This window comes from Pseudomonas sp. G7(2022), assembly GCF_052660475.1.
Window position 1 is genome coordinate 4,857,310 of the sequence record NZ_CP109659.1, and the last position, 15,897, is coordinate 4,873,206.

Genomic DNA, 15,897 nt, shown 5'->3' on the forward strand with positions numbered 1-15,897 from the left:
TACAAACGCTGAATAAATCGCCAATAAATGTGTATCAATCGTCCACAGCATCCAGAAACTCGTCTGCCACGGGCATTTCGCCCATTCGTGACGGAATGTTTAAACCAAAATGCAGGTACGCATGCCGGGTCACCACCCTGCCCCGCGGCGTGCGCATGATGTAGCCCTGCTGGATCAGATACGGCTCCAGCACATCTTCGATCGTGTGACGCTCTTCGCTGATCGCGGCCGCGAGACTGTCGATGCCGACCGGACCGCCATCGAACTTCTCGATCATGGTCAGCAGCAATCGCCGGTCCTGATGATCGAAGCCGTGTTCGTCGACATCCAGCAGGTTCAATGCCAGATCAGCGACGGACTTGGTGATATGCCCCTTGGCCCGGACTTCGGCAAAATCCCGCACCCTGCGCAGCAGTCGATTGGCGATCCGCGGCGTGCCACGGGCACGGCGGGCGATCTCGAAAGAGCCTTCCGGATCCAGCGGCAATCCAAGGATATTCGCCGAGCGACTGACGATCGTCGCCAGATCGGCGGTGCTGTAGAACTCCAGGCGCTGGACGATACCGAAACGGTCGCGCAGCGGGTTGGTCAGCATCCCTGCCCGCGTCGTTGCACCGACCAGGGTGAACGGCGGCAGATCAAGCTTGATCGAACGCGCCGCCGGCCCTTCACCGATCATGATGTCGAGCTGAAAATCCTCCATCGCCGGGTACAGCACTTCTTCGACGATTGGCGACAGACGATGGATTTCATCGATGAACAGCACGTCGTGCGGCTCAAGGTTGGTCAACAGCGCGGCCAGATCCCCGGGGCGCTCGAGCACCGGTCCCGACGTACTCTTGATCGACACACCCATTTCCTGGGCAATGATGTTGGCCAGAGTAGTCTTGCCCAATCCGGGCGGGCCGAAAATCAGGGTGTGGTCGAGGGATTCGCTACGGCCACGGGCGGCCTGGATAAACAGTTCCATCTGCTCGCGGACGGTCGGCTGGCCGATGTATTCGGCCAGGCTGACGGGACGTATAGCCCGATCCTGGACTTCTTCGCGCTCACGCGGACTGTGCGTGGCGGCGATCAGACGATCAGCTTCAATCACTTAAATCATTCCCTTCAGGGCGCGTCGGATCATGTCTTCACTGCTCAAGCCTTTCTCCTTGATCGCGGAAATCGCCTTGCTCGCTTCCTGTGGCTTGTAGCCCAGGGAAATCAGCGCGCTGACCGCATCATTCTCGGCGGTATTGACCGGCGCCGGGCCGTCCGGCTGGTTAGGCACCAGTGCAAACATGGCCGGCGAGGTTTCCCAGGCCTTGAAGCGATCCTTGAGCTCCACCAGCAGACGCTCGGCGGTTTTCTTGCCTACGCCCGGCACCTTGGTCAGCGCCGAGGTGTCCTGGGATTGCACGCAGCGGATCAGCTCATCGACTTCCAGACTCGACATCAGGGCCAGGGCCAGTTTCGGCCCCACACCATTGAGACGGATCAACTCGCGAAAAAAGTCTCGCTCGCGCTTGCCGGCAAAACCATAGAGTAACTGCGCGTCTTCGCGTACGACCAAATGGGTGTGCAAGGTCAGTGGTTCACCGACCGACGGCAGGCGATACAAGGTGGTCATGGGCACTTCCAACTCATACCCGAGGCCGTTTACATCCAGAATCAGGTGCGGCGGCTGTTTCTCAGCCAGAGTGCCGCGCAAGCGTCCAATCACGTTTCAGATCCTTGAGCGTTGGCCAGCCGTGGGCTGGCGACCAACAGAACATGGATTTACGGCCGACGACCCAGGCGCGAAATCCACATTCCGTGAAATTGACTGCTGATGCTATCAGAGACGCAGGCGCCCGCCACGACTGCGTGCGGTACCCAGACCGTGAGGCAACAGGCTGGAGCGAGTGTGCGCGTGGCAAATGGCAATGGCCAACGCGTCAGAAGCGTCGATTTGCGGCTTGCTGGTCAGTTTCAGCATGTGCATGACCATCATCTGAACCTGCTCTTTATTCGCGGCGCCGGTGCCGACCACCGCCTGCTTGACTTGAGTGGCCGTGTACTCGGCGATCTCCAGGCTCTCCTCGGCGCCAGCAACAATAGCGGCCCCCCTGGCCTGCCCCAGTTTCAACGCGGAATCGGCATTCTTCGCCATGAACACCTTTTCGATCCCCATGGTCACCGGACCGTAGGTCTGGATGATTTCCCGTACACCGCGATAGACGATTTGCAGACGTTCATGCAGCTCGCCGGCACCGGTACGAATGCAGCCGGAAGCCACGTAGACACAACCACGGCCCGTATCGCGAACAATGCCGTATCCGGTGATGCGCGAACCGGGGTCGATACCAAGAATTAAAGTCATAAGCCTGCAGGTTCGAAAAAACACAAAAACAAATGTGGGAGCTGGCTTGCCAGCGATGACGGAATGTCAGGCGCCATCATTACCTGATGTGCCGACGCCATCGCTGGCAAGCCAGCTCCCACATTGAAGCCTAGCCGTTATCAGCCGAGCTGAGCAGCCACGTCTTCCGGAATATCCGCGTTGGAATAGACGTTTTGCACGTCATCCAGGTCCTCGAGCATGTCGATCAGCTTGAGTACCTTCTCGGCGCCCTCCAGATCCAGTTCGGCACTGGTGGTCGGCTGCATGACGATTTCCGCGTCATCGCCCTTGAACCCGGCCGCTTCCAGCGCATTGCGTACCGCGTAGAAACTGGTGAACGAGGTGAACACATCGATCGAGCCGTCTTCGTGGCTGACCACGTCGTCTGCATCGGCTTCCAGCGCCGCTTCCGTCAGCGCATCTTCGTCGACACCCGGTGCAAAGCTGATCTGGCCCTTGCGTTCGAACAGATAGGCCACCGAACCGTCGGTACCGAGGTTGCCGCCACACTTGCTGAACGCGTGGCGAACAGCTGCTGCGGTTCGGTTGCGGTTATCGGTCATGCATTCGACCATCACCGCCACGCCACCCGGGCCGTAACCTTCGTAGGTCAGTTCTTCAACGTTGTCGGCTTCGGTAGCGCCGGCGCCACGAGCCACGGCACGATCGATGATGTCCCGGCTCATGTTGGCGCCCAGCGCCTTGTCCAGTGCCAGACGCAGACGCGGGTTGGAGCCCGGATCACCGCCGCCCTGACGGGCCGCCACGGTCAGCTCGCGGATCCACTTGGTGAAAATCTTGCCTCTCTTGGCATCCTGGCGTTCTTTGCGGTGCTTGATGTTCGCCCACTTGGAATGACCTGCCATAACTCGCTCCGAATTCTCTTGAACAATGCCCGCCATGCAGGTGCATCGGCCAGCAAAAAAATCTCGTTTTCAATCACTGCAGAAAGAAAAAAGGCGCATCCGAAGATGCGCCTTCAGGCCCGTCTTACTCAGCCTTTGGTGTTTCACGCAAACGAATGTGCAGTTCGCGCAGTGCCTTGGCATCCACGACACCCGGCGCCTGCGTCATCACGTCGGCAGCACTCTGGGTTTTCGGGAAAGCGATCACTTCACGGATCGACTGAGCGCCGGTCATCAGCATCACCAGACGGTCCAGACCGAAGGCCAGGCCACCGTGCGGCGGTGCACCGTACTTCAACGCGTCGAGCAGGAAGCCGAACTTCTCTTCCTGTTCCGCTTCGTTGATGCCCAGCAGACGGAATACCGCCTGTTGCATCTCTTTACGGTGGATACGGATCGAACCGCCACCCAGTTCGGTGCCGTTCAGAACCATGTCGTAGGCACGGGACAGCGCGCCAGCCGGGTTGGCTTCGAGCTCTTCCGGGGTGCACTTCGGCGCGGTGAACGGGTGGTGCAGAGCAGAGAAGCTGCCGTCGTCGTTCTCTTCGAACATCGGGAAGTCGACGACCCACATCGGTGCCCACTCGCAGGTCAGCAGCTTCAGGTCGTGACCGAGCTTGATACGCAGCGCGCCCAGGGCTTCGCTGACGATCTTGGCCTTGTCGGCGCCAAAGAACACGATATCGCCGTCGACTGCACCGACGCGATCGAGGATCACGTTCAGGTTGGCTTCCGGAATGTTTTTCACGATCGGCGACTGCAGACCTTCAACACCGGCCGCGCGCTCGTTGACCTTGATGTACGCCAGGCCCTTGGCACCGTAGATACCGACGAACTTGGTGTAATCGTCGATCTGCTTGCGCGGCATGCTCGCCCCGCCTGGAACGCGCAGTGCGGCGATACGGCATTTCGGATCGTTGGCAGGGCCGCTGAAGACTTTGAAATCCACTTCTTTCAGCTGATCGGCCACGTCTACCAGTTCCAGCGGGTTACGCAGGTCTGGTTTGTCGGAACCGTAGCGGCGCATGGCTTCTTCGAAGGTCATGTGCGGGAATTCGCCGAATTCAAGATCCAGCACTTCCTTGAACAGGTTGCGGATCATGCCTTCGGTCAGGCCCATGATGTCTTTTTCGTCGAGGAAGCTGGTCTCGATGTCGATCTGAGTGAACTCAGGCTGACGGTCGGCACGCAGGTCTTCGTCGCGGAAGCACTTGGCGATCTGGTAGTAGCGGTCGAAACCGGCAACCATCAGCAGTTGCTTGAACAGCTGTGGCGATTGCGGCAGCGCGAAGAACGAACCGGCGTGGGTACGGCTCGGTACGAGGTAGTCGCGCGCGCCTTCCGGAGTCGCACGGGTCAGGATCGGCGTTTCCACGTCGAGGAAGCCGTTTTCGTCGAGGTAGCGACGGATGCTGGTGGTCATGCGCGAACGCAGACGCAGCTTCTCGGCCATTTCCGGGCGACGCAGGTCGAGGAAGCGATAGCGCAGGCGGGTTTCTTCACCGACATCGGAGAACTCGTTCAGCGGGAACGGCGGGGTTTCCGACTCGTTCAGCACTTCCAGTTCGTAGCCCAGGACTTCGATCATGCCCGACGCCATGTTGGCGTTGGTGGCACCGGCCGGACGCAGACGCACCTTGCCGGTGATCTTCACGACGTATTCGCTGCGCACGCGATCGGCGGCGGCGAAGCTCTCGGCGCGATCCGGATCGAATACCACCTGGGCCAGACCGTCACGATCACGGATATCGAGGAAAATCACCCCGCCGTGGTCGCGGCGACGGTGAACCCATCCGCAAAGGGTAATTTCCTGGCCTTCCAGGCTTTCGTTCAGTTGGCCGCAATAATGGCTGCGCATCATGGTAGTGGTTTCGCTTCTCGTAATTCGAAATTCGGTGGAGATCCCGTCGCACTCAAGCGCCCCGGAAACTCACGCATGTCGTTCGACCTGGGCCTGAACCCTAGTCAGATTTGTCGCCACCGGCCAGATTCTTCTTCGCGCCGGTCTTGAAATCGGTTTCGTACCAACCGCTGCCGCTGAGGCGAAAGCCCGGCATGGACAGCTGTTTCCTGAGCTCTGGAGCCTGACAGGCAGGGCAATCGACCAGTGGTGCGTCACTGATCTTTTGAATGGCTTCCAACTGATGACCACAGGAAGCACATTGGTAATCGTACATCGGCATGGAGTTGTCTCGGCGATCAGATTGCCAGCGCCCGCAGGGCGGTGTGGCGAAAGGGCGGGATTATATCCATTAAATGCGGCCTGTGCAGCCGCAAGACTGCACAGGCCGCCACGTCATTGGCAACCCCCGGCCGACACCGGGGCATCACGCAGGCCATGTACGACACACAGCACCCGTACAAGGCCGCTGAAGTTCTTCACCCCGCCGTGGCGCAAATGCACCTCGCGATCGACACGGGATAACAGCGCACCGACCGAACAACTGTTGTTCTCGGCCATGCGACCCAGAATATTCCAGTAGACCTGCTCCAGCCGCATGCAGGTTGCAAAACCGTTCAAACGCACCGAACGGGCCAGCGGCTGGATCAATGCCATGTCGAACTCTTCAAGAAACGGCGCCAGGGCTCCGTCCTGCCGTGAGCCGATGGCGATGTCACCTCGCCTGTCTCCACCTTCCATATCGTTGACACTCCTTTGCCATCGCTGCCTCTTGTCAAGGCAACATCCTGTCACCTCATTAAAAGCGCAGGGGCAAAGGTATATCCAGACGACTTTTTGTCCGTCTGCGTAGGATAAGCCAACACAGCAAGGAGGATCATGGAGCGGCGAGCCGCTCTCTTCATTTCCTACATTAGCGAATGCCTTTTCCCGGCCAAAACAGGCGCACGCCCCACAATTCGTGTCCGTGCGCCTCCGGCAATCAGGCTTCGAGCAGCGCCCTGAGCATCCACGCGGTTTTCTCGTGGACTTGCATGCGCTGGGTCAAAAGGTCAGCGGTCGGCTCGTCACTGACTTTATCAAGCAACGGGAAAATGCCGCGGGCGGTACGGGTGACCGCTTCCTGACCTTCGACCAATTGCCTGATCATGTCTTCGGCACTTGGCACCCCCACTTCTTCCTTGATGGAAGAAAGGCGCGCATAGGTCGCATAGGCACCCGGTGCCGGAAAGCCCAAGGCCCGGATGCGCTCGGCGATCGAGTCCACCGCCAGTGCCAGTTCGTTGTATTGCTCTTCGAACATCAGGTGCAGGGTGCGGAACATCGGACCGGTGACGTTCCAGTGGAAATTATGGGTTTTCAGATACAGCACATAGGTGTCCGACAGCAGACGCGACAACCCTTCGACGATGGACTTGCGATCCTCTTCACTGATACCGATATCGATTGCCATGTTTACCCCCTAACGGCGATTGAATTCATCCAGCAGGTGTCGCTGCACTGTAGCAAGGCCACCCTCGCCTGACAGCCCCCGTATCGACCCGATAGAGGCGACAAATCGCCCCACGCATGCCGCTGGCCGGCGTGATTTGAGTAGCTGCAGGCTTTGCTGTTAAATAGACAGCGTGTCGCTACGCCCCGTTTTCCGGGTGTTGCGCATAGGCTGATACCGGGTACGTGTCCAACGCCTCTTATAGTTTCGAAGCGAACCGTGCGCCTTCAGCTCTTCCTTGTGAGCCGTCATAACGTGAGTCAATAAAAATGTTGAAAATCGTCCACCTGCTAATGGGCGCAGCGGCGTTGCTGCTGTCGTTCATACCCAGCTTGAAATCCGAAGCCGTTCCTTACCTGCAACAACCCGATGCACTTTACCTGGCCTTTTTCGGCCTGCTGAACCTGGTCATTGCCCCGGTGATCCCTTACTGGAACAAAGGCCCGCGCCAGCATTTGCAAAACCTTGTCAGCGCCCTGCTGGTGCTCACCGTCGTGCTGCAAACCCTGACCCTGATCGCACCGATGCCGGTCATCGCCGGCCAGCCTGCGGTACTGTTCAGCCTGGCGATCGCTCTGGTTGCCGTGGTCCTGCACCTGGCCGTCAGCTTCTACAGGTCATCTCCGGCTGCCGCGCCGACCAGCTACGACATGAGCAACCGCGATACCGGTACCGTCAAGTGGTTCAACACTTCCAAGGGCTTCGGCTTTATCTCCCGGGACTCCGGCGATGATATTTTCGTGCACTTTCGCGCCATTCGTGGCGAAGGCCACCGCGTCCTGGTCGAAGGCCAGCGTGTGGAGTTCTCGGTAATGAACCGTGACAAAGGCCTGCAAGCCGAGGATGTGATCGCCGCCCTGCCGCGTCGCTGATCCAGAACGAAAAAACCGCGAACAGCCTGGCTGTCCGCGGTTTTTTATTGCCCTTACAAAATACGCAAACTCAGTAGTGCGGCGGCGGCGGCGCGTCTTCTTCAAAGGATCCGAACTGGCCGACCATTTCTTCCTGGCGCTTGAGCAGTGCGGCCATCTGCAACTGCAGACGCTCCACCACATTCTGCTGAGTCACCAGCACGTCGTTCAGCGCCTGAATGGTGTCATCCTGAAAGGCCAGGCGGCTTTCCAGATCGTTAACGCGTTGTTCCAGGCTCATGTTCAGCCCTCCAGAAACTTGAAATCTTCGTCCAGCACCAGGCGCAGTCGCTCGCGGATCGCGGCCACCTGCCCGGCACCATAAGGCGTAGCAGGACGCTTGCCCCAGACCGGCGCCGGCCATGCGGCATCATCACGCTTACGCACGATCACATGCATGTGAAGCTGACTGACGACGTTGCCCAGGGTGGCAACGTTCATTTTGTCGGCATCGAACGAGTCCTTGAGCAGTTCGGCCAGCGCGGTGGTTTCCTGCCAGAGGCGCTGCTGGTCTGCGACATCCAATTGAAACAACTCGCTGATATCGTCGCGACGAGGCACCAGGATGAACCAGGGGTAGTTGGCGTCATTGGACAGCAGCAACCGGCAGAGCGGGAAGTCACCGATGGTCAGGGTGTCCTGTTGAAGTCGTGGATCTAAAGCAAACACTGGGTGCACTCCCGGCTGATCGACATTATTCAGCTTAGTGGGCCTCCCGAGGGGACGGCGCACTAAACGACAGGACGGCAGCATACCTTCGATTGCCCGGCCCTTCACGACGAAGCAACGCCCCGACATGGAGCATTTCTGGAGATCGCGCACCAGCACAAGACCCACCGCCCCAGGTAACGCGCGGAAATGTATCATGGCTCCCCCCTGTGTTCAGGGTCATGACAGGGCTCAAGTGTTTGAATTCGGTACAGCCAGAAAAAATATTTGCACCAAAACCGTACAGCGCGTCTACGCTCAATGGCTTAGGTATCCGCCAAATACTCACTGACAGGGTGAACCGGTAACGTTTTTGATTGTCGCGGGTTGAAAACAGGTGTGACAGCACCAAGCGAGAAAGCGCGTCAACCCCCATCGAAAACGTGCCTGAGCCCCAGGGATTACAAGGTTTTTACAGCAACAGGCGGGTAAGGAAAAAAATATCCGCATTCATTTTGCGGTTTGTGCACGCTTGTTGCATTCATACTCAAATGGACTATGAGCACACCACGGGAAGTGGAAGTGCCAGGCCCAAGAAAAACAGTGGCAGGGTTGCCCGATGGAGATTCAAGTGTTTTGCCAGGGACTCTTTTTTACCGATGCAGAAAGGCCCAGAAACAGCGATAAAGTTGTCAGCCCGGCTGCATGGGTACTGTGAATTTGCGACATCGACCAAGCCATTTGCGACAGCGTCGTAAAGAACGTGAAAGGTTGTATGCGCAAGTATCGCCAACATTGTCGGCGTGATATAAGTTTGCGCCGACACAAAAAGAAAGAGCCGCCCAGATAATAAAACAGGTGGGACGGCAGTACTCTTCTAAAACCAAAGGAGCAAATCACGATGCGCGTGATGAAGTGGAGCATGATCGCACTGGCAGTTTCAGCAGCCGCCAGTACTCAATTGGCTACGGCCGCACCTTTTGTTAGTGACCAGTCTGAAGCCAAAGGCTTTGTCGAAGACGCGAAACTGACCGAGACGTTGAAGAACTACTACTTCAACCGCGACAACAAGAACGGCGGCCACGACCAGAAAGACTGGACCCAGGGTTTCCTCGGCAACTTCACTTCCGGTTACACCCAAGGCACCGTAGGCGTCGGTATCGATGCATTCGGTTACCTGGCGGTCAAACTGGATGGCGGTGACGGTACTTCCGGTACCGGTAACATGAGCCGCAGCAATACCGTCAAAGCCAACGGCTATGCCCATGACGTTGATGACAGCCAAGGCAAAGCCGGCGCAGCCATCAAATTCCGCATCTCCAAAACCGAGCTGAAAATCGGCGACCAGCAGCCAAGCACTGCTCCAGTGTTCGCTGTCGGTGGTTCCCGCGTTCTGCCGCAAACTGCCAGCGGCTTCCAGCTGCAGAGCAGTGAAATCAAAGACCTCGATCTCGAAGCCGGTCACTTCTACTCGGCTACCAGCCAGGACAAAAACGCTCGTGAAGGCGGCCTTTACGCCACCTACGCAGGCGTAGAAGCCAAAAACATCGACTACTTCGGTGGTAAATACGGCATCACTGACAACCTGACTGCATCCCTGTACGGCGCCAAGCTGGAAGACATCTGGAACCAGTACTACGCGAACGTGAACCTCACCACGCCATTCGGTGGTGACACTTCGTTGAACACTGATTTCAACATCTACCGCACCACCGACACCGGTAGCGCCAAAGCAGGCGAAATCAGCAACACCGCCTTCTCGCTGGCAACCGCGCTGTCGTTCCTGAAAGCGCACACCTTCACCCTGGCCTTCCAGAAGGTCAACGGCGACACCCCGTTCGACTACATCGGCGTGGGCAAGAACAACCGTGGTGGCGACTCGATCTTCCTCGCCAACTCCATCCAGTACTCCGACTTTAACGGTGCAGGCGAGAAATCCCTGCAAGCCCGTTACGACCTGAAAATGGCCGAGTACGGCGTGCCTGGCCTGAGCTTCATGGTTCGTTACGTCAAAGGCTGGGATATCGACGGCACCCACACTCCAGCGGGTAGCGCTTACGCCGGTCTCTACGGTGAAGATGGCAAGCACCACGAAACCAACTTTGAAGCCAAGTATGTGGTTCAAAGCGGTCCGGCAAAAGACCTGTCCTTCCGTATTCGTCAAGCGTGGCACGTTGCTAACGCTGATGAAGGCGAAGGCGACGTTAAAGAGTTCCGCCTGATCACCGAGTACCCACTGAACATCTTGTAATCGTCAGTGGTTAGTTTGGTTGAATGAAAAAGGCCCATCTTCGGATGGGCCTTTTTTGTTATCTGTCACTTGTAATAAATGCCTGACCAACAAGTCAGGCAATTAATTAGCAACCTATCATTACACCGCCGATTCCTGAACCACACGAATCACTCGCTGTGGAAACGGAATGTCAATGCCGGCAGTCTTTAAACGATCACGGGACTGTTCGTTAAACATGAACATCACATCCCAATAGTCCGCAGTTTTAACCCACACACGCAGCGAAACAGTGATCGAACTGTCTCCCAGAGTAGAAATGACCGCCTGCGGCGCCGGATCCTGCAGAACGCGATCATCCTTGGCCAGATCCAACAGCACCTGACGGGCCTTTTGCAGATCGGCTTCGTAATCGACACCCACGTCAAACACCACCTTGCGGGTTGGCTGACGGTTGGTGTTGGTAATGATGCCATTCGACAGATTGCCGTTCGGCACGATGATGGTCTTGTTGTCGCCGGTACGCAGTACGGTGTGGAAAATCTGGATGCTGTCGACAGTACCCGCCACGCCTTGCGCTTCGATCCAGTCACCGATACGGAAAGGACGGAACAGCAGAATCAGCACGCCGCCGGCGAAGTTCGCCAGGCTGCCCTGCAATGCCAGACCGATGGCCAGACCCGCCGCACCGATTGCCGCGACAAACGAAGTGGTCTCGACGCCGATCATCGACGCCACACTGACGATCAGCAGCACCTTGAGAATGATGTTGGCCAGGCTGCTGATAAAACCTTGCAGCGCCAGGTCGGCATTGCGCAGAGCCAGCAAGCCACTGAGCTTTTGCGTGACCTTGTTGATCAGCCACCAGCCGATCGCCAGGGTAATCACCGCCAGCAGAACACGGCTGCCGTATTCCATGATCATCGGAATCCACGCCTGGGACGCCTTGACCAGGTGGTCCACCTCAGCATTCAAATCCATCTTTTATCTCCTGATTTCCGGCTACCCGGGCTATGAAATATCAACGGCAGAAAGACCGAGGCCATTGGGGCTCAATCGTTTCTGCCGCTGCTTGGCCCTCGGACGCTGAAAACGCCGAGAGGTTCCCGACCGAGGTGGCTCAGTCGCGGAAGTTGTTGAACTGAAGTGGCATGCCGAATTCCTTGGCACGCAGCGCCGCAATGGCTTCCTGCAGGTCATCACGCTTCTTGCCGGTCACACGCACCTGCTCGCCCTGAATGGCGGCCTGTACCTTGAGCTTGGCTTCCTTGATGTGGCCGACGATCTTCTTCGCCAGTTCCTTGTCGATGCCTTCCTTGAGGACGGCATCCTGCTTCATCAGCTTGCCCGAGGCGAAGGAGTCTTTGACTTCGAGGCACTGCACGTCGATCTTGCGCTTGACCAGGGCCAGCTTGAGGATCTCGATCATCGCTTCCAGCTGGAAATCGGCTTCAGCGGTCAGGTGGACGGTCAGGTCCTTTTCCTTGAATTCGAAGCTGCCCTTGCCTTTCAGGTCATAACGACGATCGAGTTCCTTCACGGCGTTCTCGACCGCGTTGGTGAGTTCGTGTTTGTCCAGTTCGGATACCACGTCGAACGACGGCATGTAATCTCTCCAATAAAAAGGCGCGCTCGTTCAGGACGCGGCGCGCTTGGCTTGCGGTTAAAGTCGGGCTCATTATAACGGGTCTTTTCCCACCGACACGGCGAGCCTTGCATGCCTGTACCTTACCGAGTGAAAAACTGATGTCCACCCCCTGGCATGTGCTGGGCGCCGGAAGCCTCGGCACGCTCTGGGCCACACGTCTGGCCCGGGCCGGATTGCCTGTCCGGTTGATCCTGCGCGATATCGACCGTTTGCATGACTATGCGACGGCGGGCGGCCTGACGCTGGTGGAACAAGGCGTGGCCAGCCGTTATGCCATCCCCGCCGAAACGCCGGACAGCCCCGAACCGATCCGTCGTTTGCTGGTGGCGTGCAAGGCCTATGACGCCCAAAGCGCCGTGGCCGGTGTCGCTCATCGTCTGGCGCCAGACGCAGAACTGATTCTTCTGCAAAACGGCCTCGGCAGCCAGGAAGCGGTCGCCGCACAAGTCCCGCAGGCACGCTGCATCAGTGCATCGAGCACCGAAGGCGCATTTCGTGACGGTGACTGGCGCGTGGTGTTCGCCGGTCACGGCTACACCTGGCTCGGCGACGTCAGCCATCCCGTGGCGCCCCTCTGGCTCGACGATCTGGAAGCCGCAAAAATCCCCCACGAATGGACCGCCGACATCCTCACTCGTCTGTGGCGAAAACTGGCGCTCAACTGCGCGATCAATCCGCTGACCGTGTTGCATGACTGTCGCAACGGCGGTTTGCAGCAACACCACTGCGAAGTCGCCACACTCTGCGCCGAGTTGACCGAGCTGCTGGAACGCTGCGGTCAGCCGGCGGCAGCAGACAATCTGCAACTGGAAGTCGAGCGGGTCATTCTGGCCACAGCGGCCAATTTCTCCTCCATGTATCAGGACGTGGCCAACAAGCGCCGTACCGAAATCAGCTATCTGTTGGGCCATGCCTGCAAAGTCGCGCAACGCCATCAATTGAACCTGCCGCATCTACAACAATTGCAGCAACGGCTGACAGCCCATCTGTACAGTCTCGGATTGCCCGTCGACTGAGCAGCGGCTACGCTGCCCACTTGTTCCTTTGCTGCGATAACCCCGATGCCATTGCGCCAGCGCCTCGAAAACCTGCCGGTCGGCCAGAAACTGCTGGCCGCCCTGCTGGTGCTGTTGACCACCGTGTTACTGGTCGCCAACCTGACCTTCATCAGCGCGGCCTATTACATTTCCCAGGAGAGCATGGCGCCGCAGGCGCTGCAGACCATTGGCCGGCTGGTCGCGAACCCGAGCCTGATCGCCGAAGCGCTGCAATCACCGCAGAACGCCGAACGCCTGCTCAAGGAGCTCGACAGCTACTCGCCGCTGCGAGCCGCTGCCCTGTATGACGGCAAGGGTGATCGTATTGCGCAGGTACAACGCGGCGACAAACTCAACCTGCCGGAACGCTACCGGCACATCGAAGCCTGGCAACTGACCGAGTTTCGCAGCAATCAACTGATCACCCTGCCCCGCCCCGGCACTGCGCCGGGTCATCTGCTGCTGGTGGCCAGCAGCGAACTGCCGATGGCGTTCTACACCGGCACCCTGACGGCGAGTCTGGGAATCCTGATTTTCAGCGTCCTGCTGTGGCTGGTGATTGCCCGGCAAATCAAGCGCCTGATCACTCGACCCATCCACGAACTCGAAGAGCTGTCCCGCCAGGTCACCCGCGAGGAGAACTATGCCCTGCGCGCTTCCCGTGGCAACCACGACGAAATCGGCAGCCTGGCCGAGGCGTTCAACACCATGCTTTCACGCATCGAGGCCCGCGAGCAGCAGCTCAAGCGCGCCCGCGATGACTCGCAAGCCGCCTACGATCAGGCACAGGGCCTGGCCGAAGAAACCCGCCACACCAACCGTAAGCTGGAGCTGGAAGTCCAGGTGCGCAGCAAGATCGAGAAAAAGCTCACGGGCTTCCAGAACTACCTCAACAGCATCATCGACTCCATGCCCTCGGCGCTGATTGCCCTCGACGAGCAGCTCTACGTCACCCAGTGGAACCAGGAGGCCAGCGCCCTCTCCGGAACGCGGCTGGACGAAGCGCTGAACCAGCCGATCTTCCTTGCCTTCGAACCGCTCAAGCCGTTTCTGCCGCAACTCAAGCAGACCGTCGAACAACACACGGTGGCGAAGATCGAGCGAGTGACGTGGTTCAAGGACGACGAGCCCAAGCACTACGCCCTGACCTTCTACCCGCTGATGGGCGGTGCCGGGCGTGGTGTGGTGATCCGGATCGACGACATCACCCAGCGCCTGTCCCTGGAAGAAATGATGGTGCAGTCGGAGAAAATGCTCTCGGTTGGCGGTCTCGCTGCCGGCATGGCCCACGAAATCAACAACCCGCTGGGCGCGATCCTGCATAACGTGCAAAACATTCGTCGGCGCCTGTCGCCCGACCTGCCGAAGAACCTCGAACAGGCCGAGCAACTGGGTATCGAGCTGGAGACCGTGAACCGCTACCTGCAAGGCCGGGAAGTCCCGCAACTGCTCGACGGCATTCAACAGGCCGGGGCCCGGGCAGCAAAGATCGTCACCCACATGCTCAGTTTCAGCCGTCGCAGCACCCGTCAGATGGCGCCATGCGACCTGCCGGCACTGATCGATCAGGCCGTGGAAATCGCCGGCAACGATTTCGACCTGGCCATCGGCTTCGATTTCAAGGGGCAGGCGATCATCCGTCAGTTCGACCCGGCACTGGGCCCTGTGCCAGGCACCGCCAATGAACTTGAGCAGGTGCTGCTCAACCTGCTGAAAAACGCCGCGCAAGCGATTCACCAGCGCGAAGACGACAGCGAACCAGGGCGGATCATTCTGCGCACCCGACTCAATCCGCCATGGGCCGAGATTCAGGTCGAAGACAATGGCATCGGCATGAGCGAGAACGTGCGCAAACGGACGTTCGAGCCGTTCTTCACCACCAAGGAAATCGGCCAGGGCACCGGGCTCGGCCTGTCGGTGTCGTACTTCATCATCACCAACAACCACAAAGGGCAGATGGAAGTGCAGTCCACACCCGGGCAAGGCACTTGCTTCACCCTGCGCCTGCCGCTCGTGCAACCGGCACCCATCGCTGCAGAAACCAATCAACTACCGAGGTAAACCATGGGCTTTCGCTTGTCGAAGATTTACACCCGCACCGGCGACAAAGGCGAAACCGGACTTGGCGACGGCCGCCGCGTACCCAAGGATCATCCGCGGATCGAGGCAATTGGCGAGGTCGACACCCTGAACAGTCAGGTCGGCGTGCTGCTGGCCGGATTGATTGCCGAGCGCGAAGACTACCCCGGGCTCAACGAGTTGATCGAAGTTCTGGCGCCTTGTCAGCACCGACTGTTTGATCTGGGTGGCGAGCTGGCAATGCCGGAATATCAGGCGCTGAACACAGCAGAAATCGAGCGACTGGAAGCGGCCATCGATGTGTGGAACGAAGAGTTGGGGCCGCTGGAGAACTTCATTCTGCCTGGCGGCTCGATGCTGATTGCCCAGGCGCATGTTTGCCGCAGCCTGGCGCGCAGTGCCGAGCGTCGTTGTCAGCATTTGAATGCGATCGAGCCGTTGGCCGGGGTTGGCCTGGCTTATATCAATCGCTTGTCGGATCTGTTGTTTGTCGCGGCCAGGTTGATTGCGCGACGCCAGGGTATTGCCGAGATTCTGTGGCAACCGGCGGCGAAACCTTCAGAGGTGTAGCGCCGATCAGGACGCCTTCGCGAGCAGGCTCGCTCCCACAGGGAATGTATTCCTATAGTTGGAATGCAATCAAATGTGGGAGCGAGCCTGCTCGCGAAGGGGCCAGATGCGT

The 15,897-nt window shown here is 58.6% G+C and carries 17 protein-coding genes; 5 read left to right on the plus strand and 12 right to left on the minus strand.

Going from position 1 to position 15,897, the window contains the following annotated elements:
- Nucleotides 1-34: 34 nt before the first annotated feature.
- From ruvB to NE357_RS22265, 8 genes are all read right to left on the minus strand, one after another.
- On the minus strand, nucleotides 35-1,096 hold the full coding sequence (gene ruvB / locus NE357_RS22230) for a Holliday junction branch migration DNA helicase RuvB (protein WP_085709623.1): 1,062 nt from the start codon (nucleotides 1,094-1,096) through the stop codon (nucleotides 35-37).
- Nucleotides 1,097-1,705, minus strand: coding sequence for a Holliday junction branch migration protein RuvA (gene ruvA, locus NE357_RS22235; RefSeq protein WP_007951205.1), 609 nt, complete (start codon nucleotides 1,703-1,705; stop codon nucleotides 1,097-1,099).
- A 114-nt stretch (nucleotides 1,706-1,819) separates the two neighbouring features.
- A complete protein-coding gene (gene ruvC, locus NE357_RS22240; RefSeq protein WP_169431626.1) occupies nucleotides 1,820-2,344 on the minus strand; it encodes a crossover junction endodeoxyribonuclease RuvC in 525 nt (174 codons plus the stop codon).
- Nucleotides 2,345-2,484: 140 nt separating this feature from the next.
- Entirely contained in the window at nucleotides 2,485-3,231 is a 747-nt protein-coding gene (locus tag NE357_RS22245; protein WP_003227527.1) for a YebC/PmpR family DNA-binding transcriptional regulator, read from the minus strand.
- Between the two features lie 124 nt (nucleotides 3,232-3,355).
- A complete protein-coding gene (aspS, locus tag NE357_RS22250; protein WP_085709621.1) occupies nucleotides 3,356-5,131 on the minus strand; it encodes an aspartate--tRNA ligase in 1,776 nt (591 codons plus the stop codon).
- A gap of 100 nt (nucleotides 5,132-5,231) precedes the next feature.
- A complete protein-coding gene (locus tag NE357_RS22255; protein WP_065258528.1) occupies nucleotides 5,232-5,453 on the minus strand; it encodes an FmdB family zinc ribbon protein in 222 nt (73 codons plus the stop codon).
- Nucleotides 5,454-5,566: 113 nt separating this feature from the next.
- Nucleotides 5,567-5,911, minus strand: coding sequence for a ribbon-helix-helix domain-containing protein (locus NE357_RS22260; protein WP_169431627.1), 345 nt, complete (start codon nucleotides 5,909-5,911; stop codon nucleotides 5,567-5,569).
- Nucleotides 5,912-6,152: 241 nt separating this feature from the next.
- A complete protein-coding gene (locus tag NE357_RS22265) occupies nucleotides 6,153-6,623 on the minus strand; it encodes a Dps family protein (protein WP_065258530.1) in 471 nt (156 codons plus the stop codon).
- A 308-nt stretch (nucleotides 6,624-6,931) separates the two neighbouring features.
- Here NE357_RS22265 and NE357_RS22270 point away from each other — a divergent pair, with 308 nt between their 5' ends.
- A complete protein-coding gene (locus tag NE357_RS22270; protein ID WP_169431628.1) occupies nucleotides 6,932-7,534 on the plus strand; it encodes a cold-shock protein in 603 nt (200 codons plus the stop codon).
- A gap of 70 nt (nucleotides 7,535-7,604) precedes the next feature.
- On the opposite strand, the gene NE357_RS22275 is transcribed toward NE357_RS22270, so the two are convergent.
- Both NE357_RS22275 and NE357_RS22280 read right to left on the minus strand, forming a co-directional pair.
- The gene (locus tag NE357_RS22275) at nucleotides 7,605-7,814 is read right to left on the minus strand and encodes a SlyX family protein (RefSeq protein ID WP_169431629.1); all 210 of its coding nucleotides are present in this window, start codon (nucleotides 7,812-7,814) and stop codon (nucleotides 7,605-7,607) included.
- 2 nt (nucleotides 7,815-7,816) lie between these two features.
- Nucleotides 7,817-8,242, minus strand: coding sequence for an HIT family protein (locus tag NE357_RS22280; RefSeq protein WP_169431630.1), 426 nt, complete (start codon nucleotides 8,240-8,242; stop codon nucleotides 7,817-7,819).
- 880 nt (nucleotides 8,243-9,122) lie between these two features.
- On the opposite strand from NE357_RS22280, the gene NE357_RS22285 reads away from it, so the two are divergent.
- On the plus strand, nucleotides 9,123-10,472 hold the full coding sequence (locus NE357_RS22285; RefSeq protein WP_169431631.1) for an OprD family porin: 1,350 nt from the start codon (nucleotides 9,123-9,125) through the stop codon (nucleotides 10,470-10,472).
- Between the two features lie 120 nt (nucleotides 10,473-10,592).
- On the opposite strand, the gene NE357_RS22290 is transcribed toward NE357_RS22285, so the two are convergent.
- The gene (locus NE357_RS22290) at nucleotides 10,593-11,432 is read right to left on the minus strand and encodes a mechanosensitive ion channel family protein (protein ID WP_169431632.1); all 840 of its coding nucleotides are present in this window, start codon (nucleotides 11,430-11,432) and stop codon (nucleotides 10,593-10,595) included.
- Between the two features lie 139 nt (nucleotides 11,433-11,571).
- Entirely contained in the window at nucleotides 11,572-12,057 is a 486-nt protein-coding gene (locus tag NE357_RS22295) for a YajQ family cyclic di-GMP-binding protein (RefSeq protein ID WP_007951218.1), read from the minus strand.
- Between the two features lie 140 nt (nucleotides 12,058-12,197).
- On the opposite strand from NE357_RS22295, the gene NE357_RS22300 reads away from it, so the two are divergent.
- Genes NE357_RS22300 through NE357_RS22310 form a run of 3 tightly spaced genes read left to right on the plus strand, consistent with a single transcriptional unit; the run spans nucleotide 12,198 to nucleotide 15,785 of the window.
- Nucleotides 12,198-13,115 (plus strand): putative 2-dehydropantoate 2-reductase, encoded by a 918-nt coding sequence (locus tag NE357_RS22300; RefSeq protein ID WP_169431633.1) that lies wholly within the window; start codon nucleotides 12,198-12,200, stop codon nucleotides 13,113-13,115.
- A gap of 45 nt (nucleotides 13,116-13,160) precedes the next feature.
- Nucleotides 13,161-15,197, plus strand: a complete 2,037-nt coding sequence (locus NE357_RS22305; RefSeq protein ID WP_169431634.1) for a sensor histidine kinase — start codon at nucleotides 13,161-13,163, stop codon at nucleotides 15,195-15,197.
- A gap of 3 nt (nucleotides 15,198-15,200) precedes the next feature.
- The gene (locus tag NE357_RS22310; protein WP_169431635.1) at nucleotides 15,201-15,785 is read left to right on the plus strand and encodes a cob(I)yrinic acid a,c-diamide adenosyltransferase; all 585 of its coding nucleotides are present in this window, start codon (nucleotides 15,201-15,203) and stop codon (nucleotides 15,783-15,785) included.
- The last annotated feature ends 112 nt before the right edge of the window (nucleotides 15,786-15,897 follow it).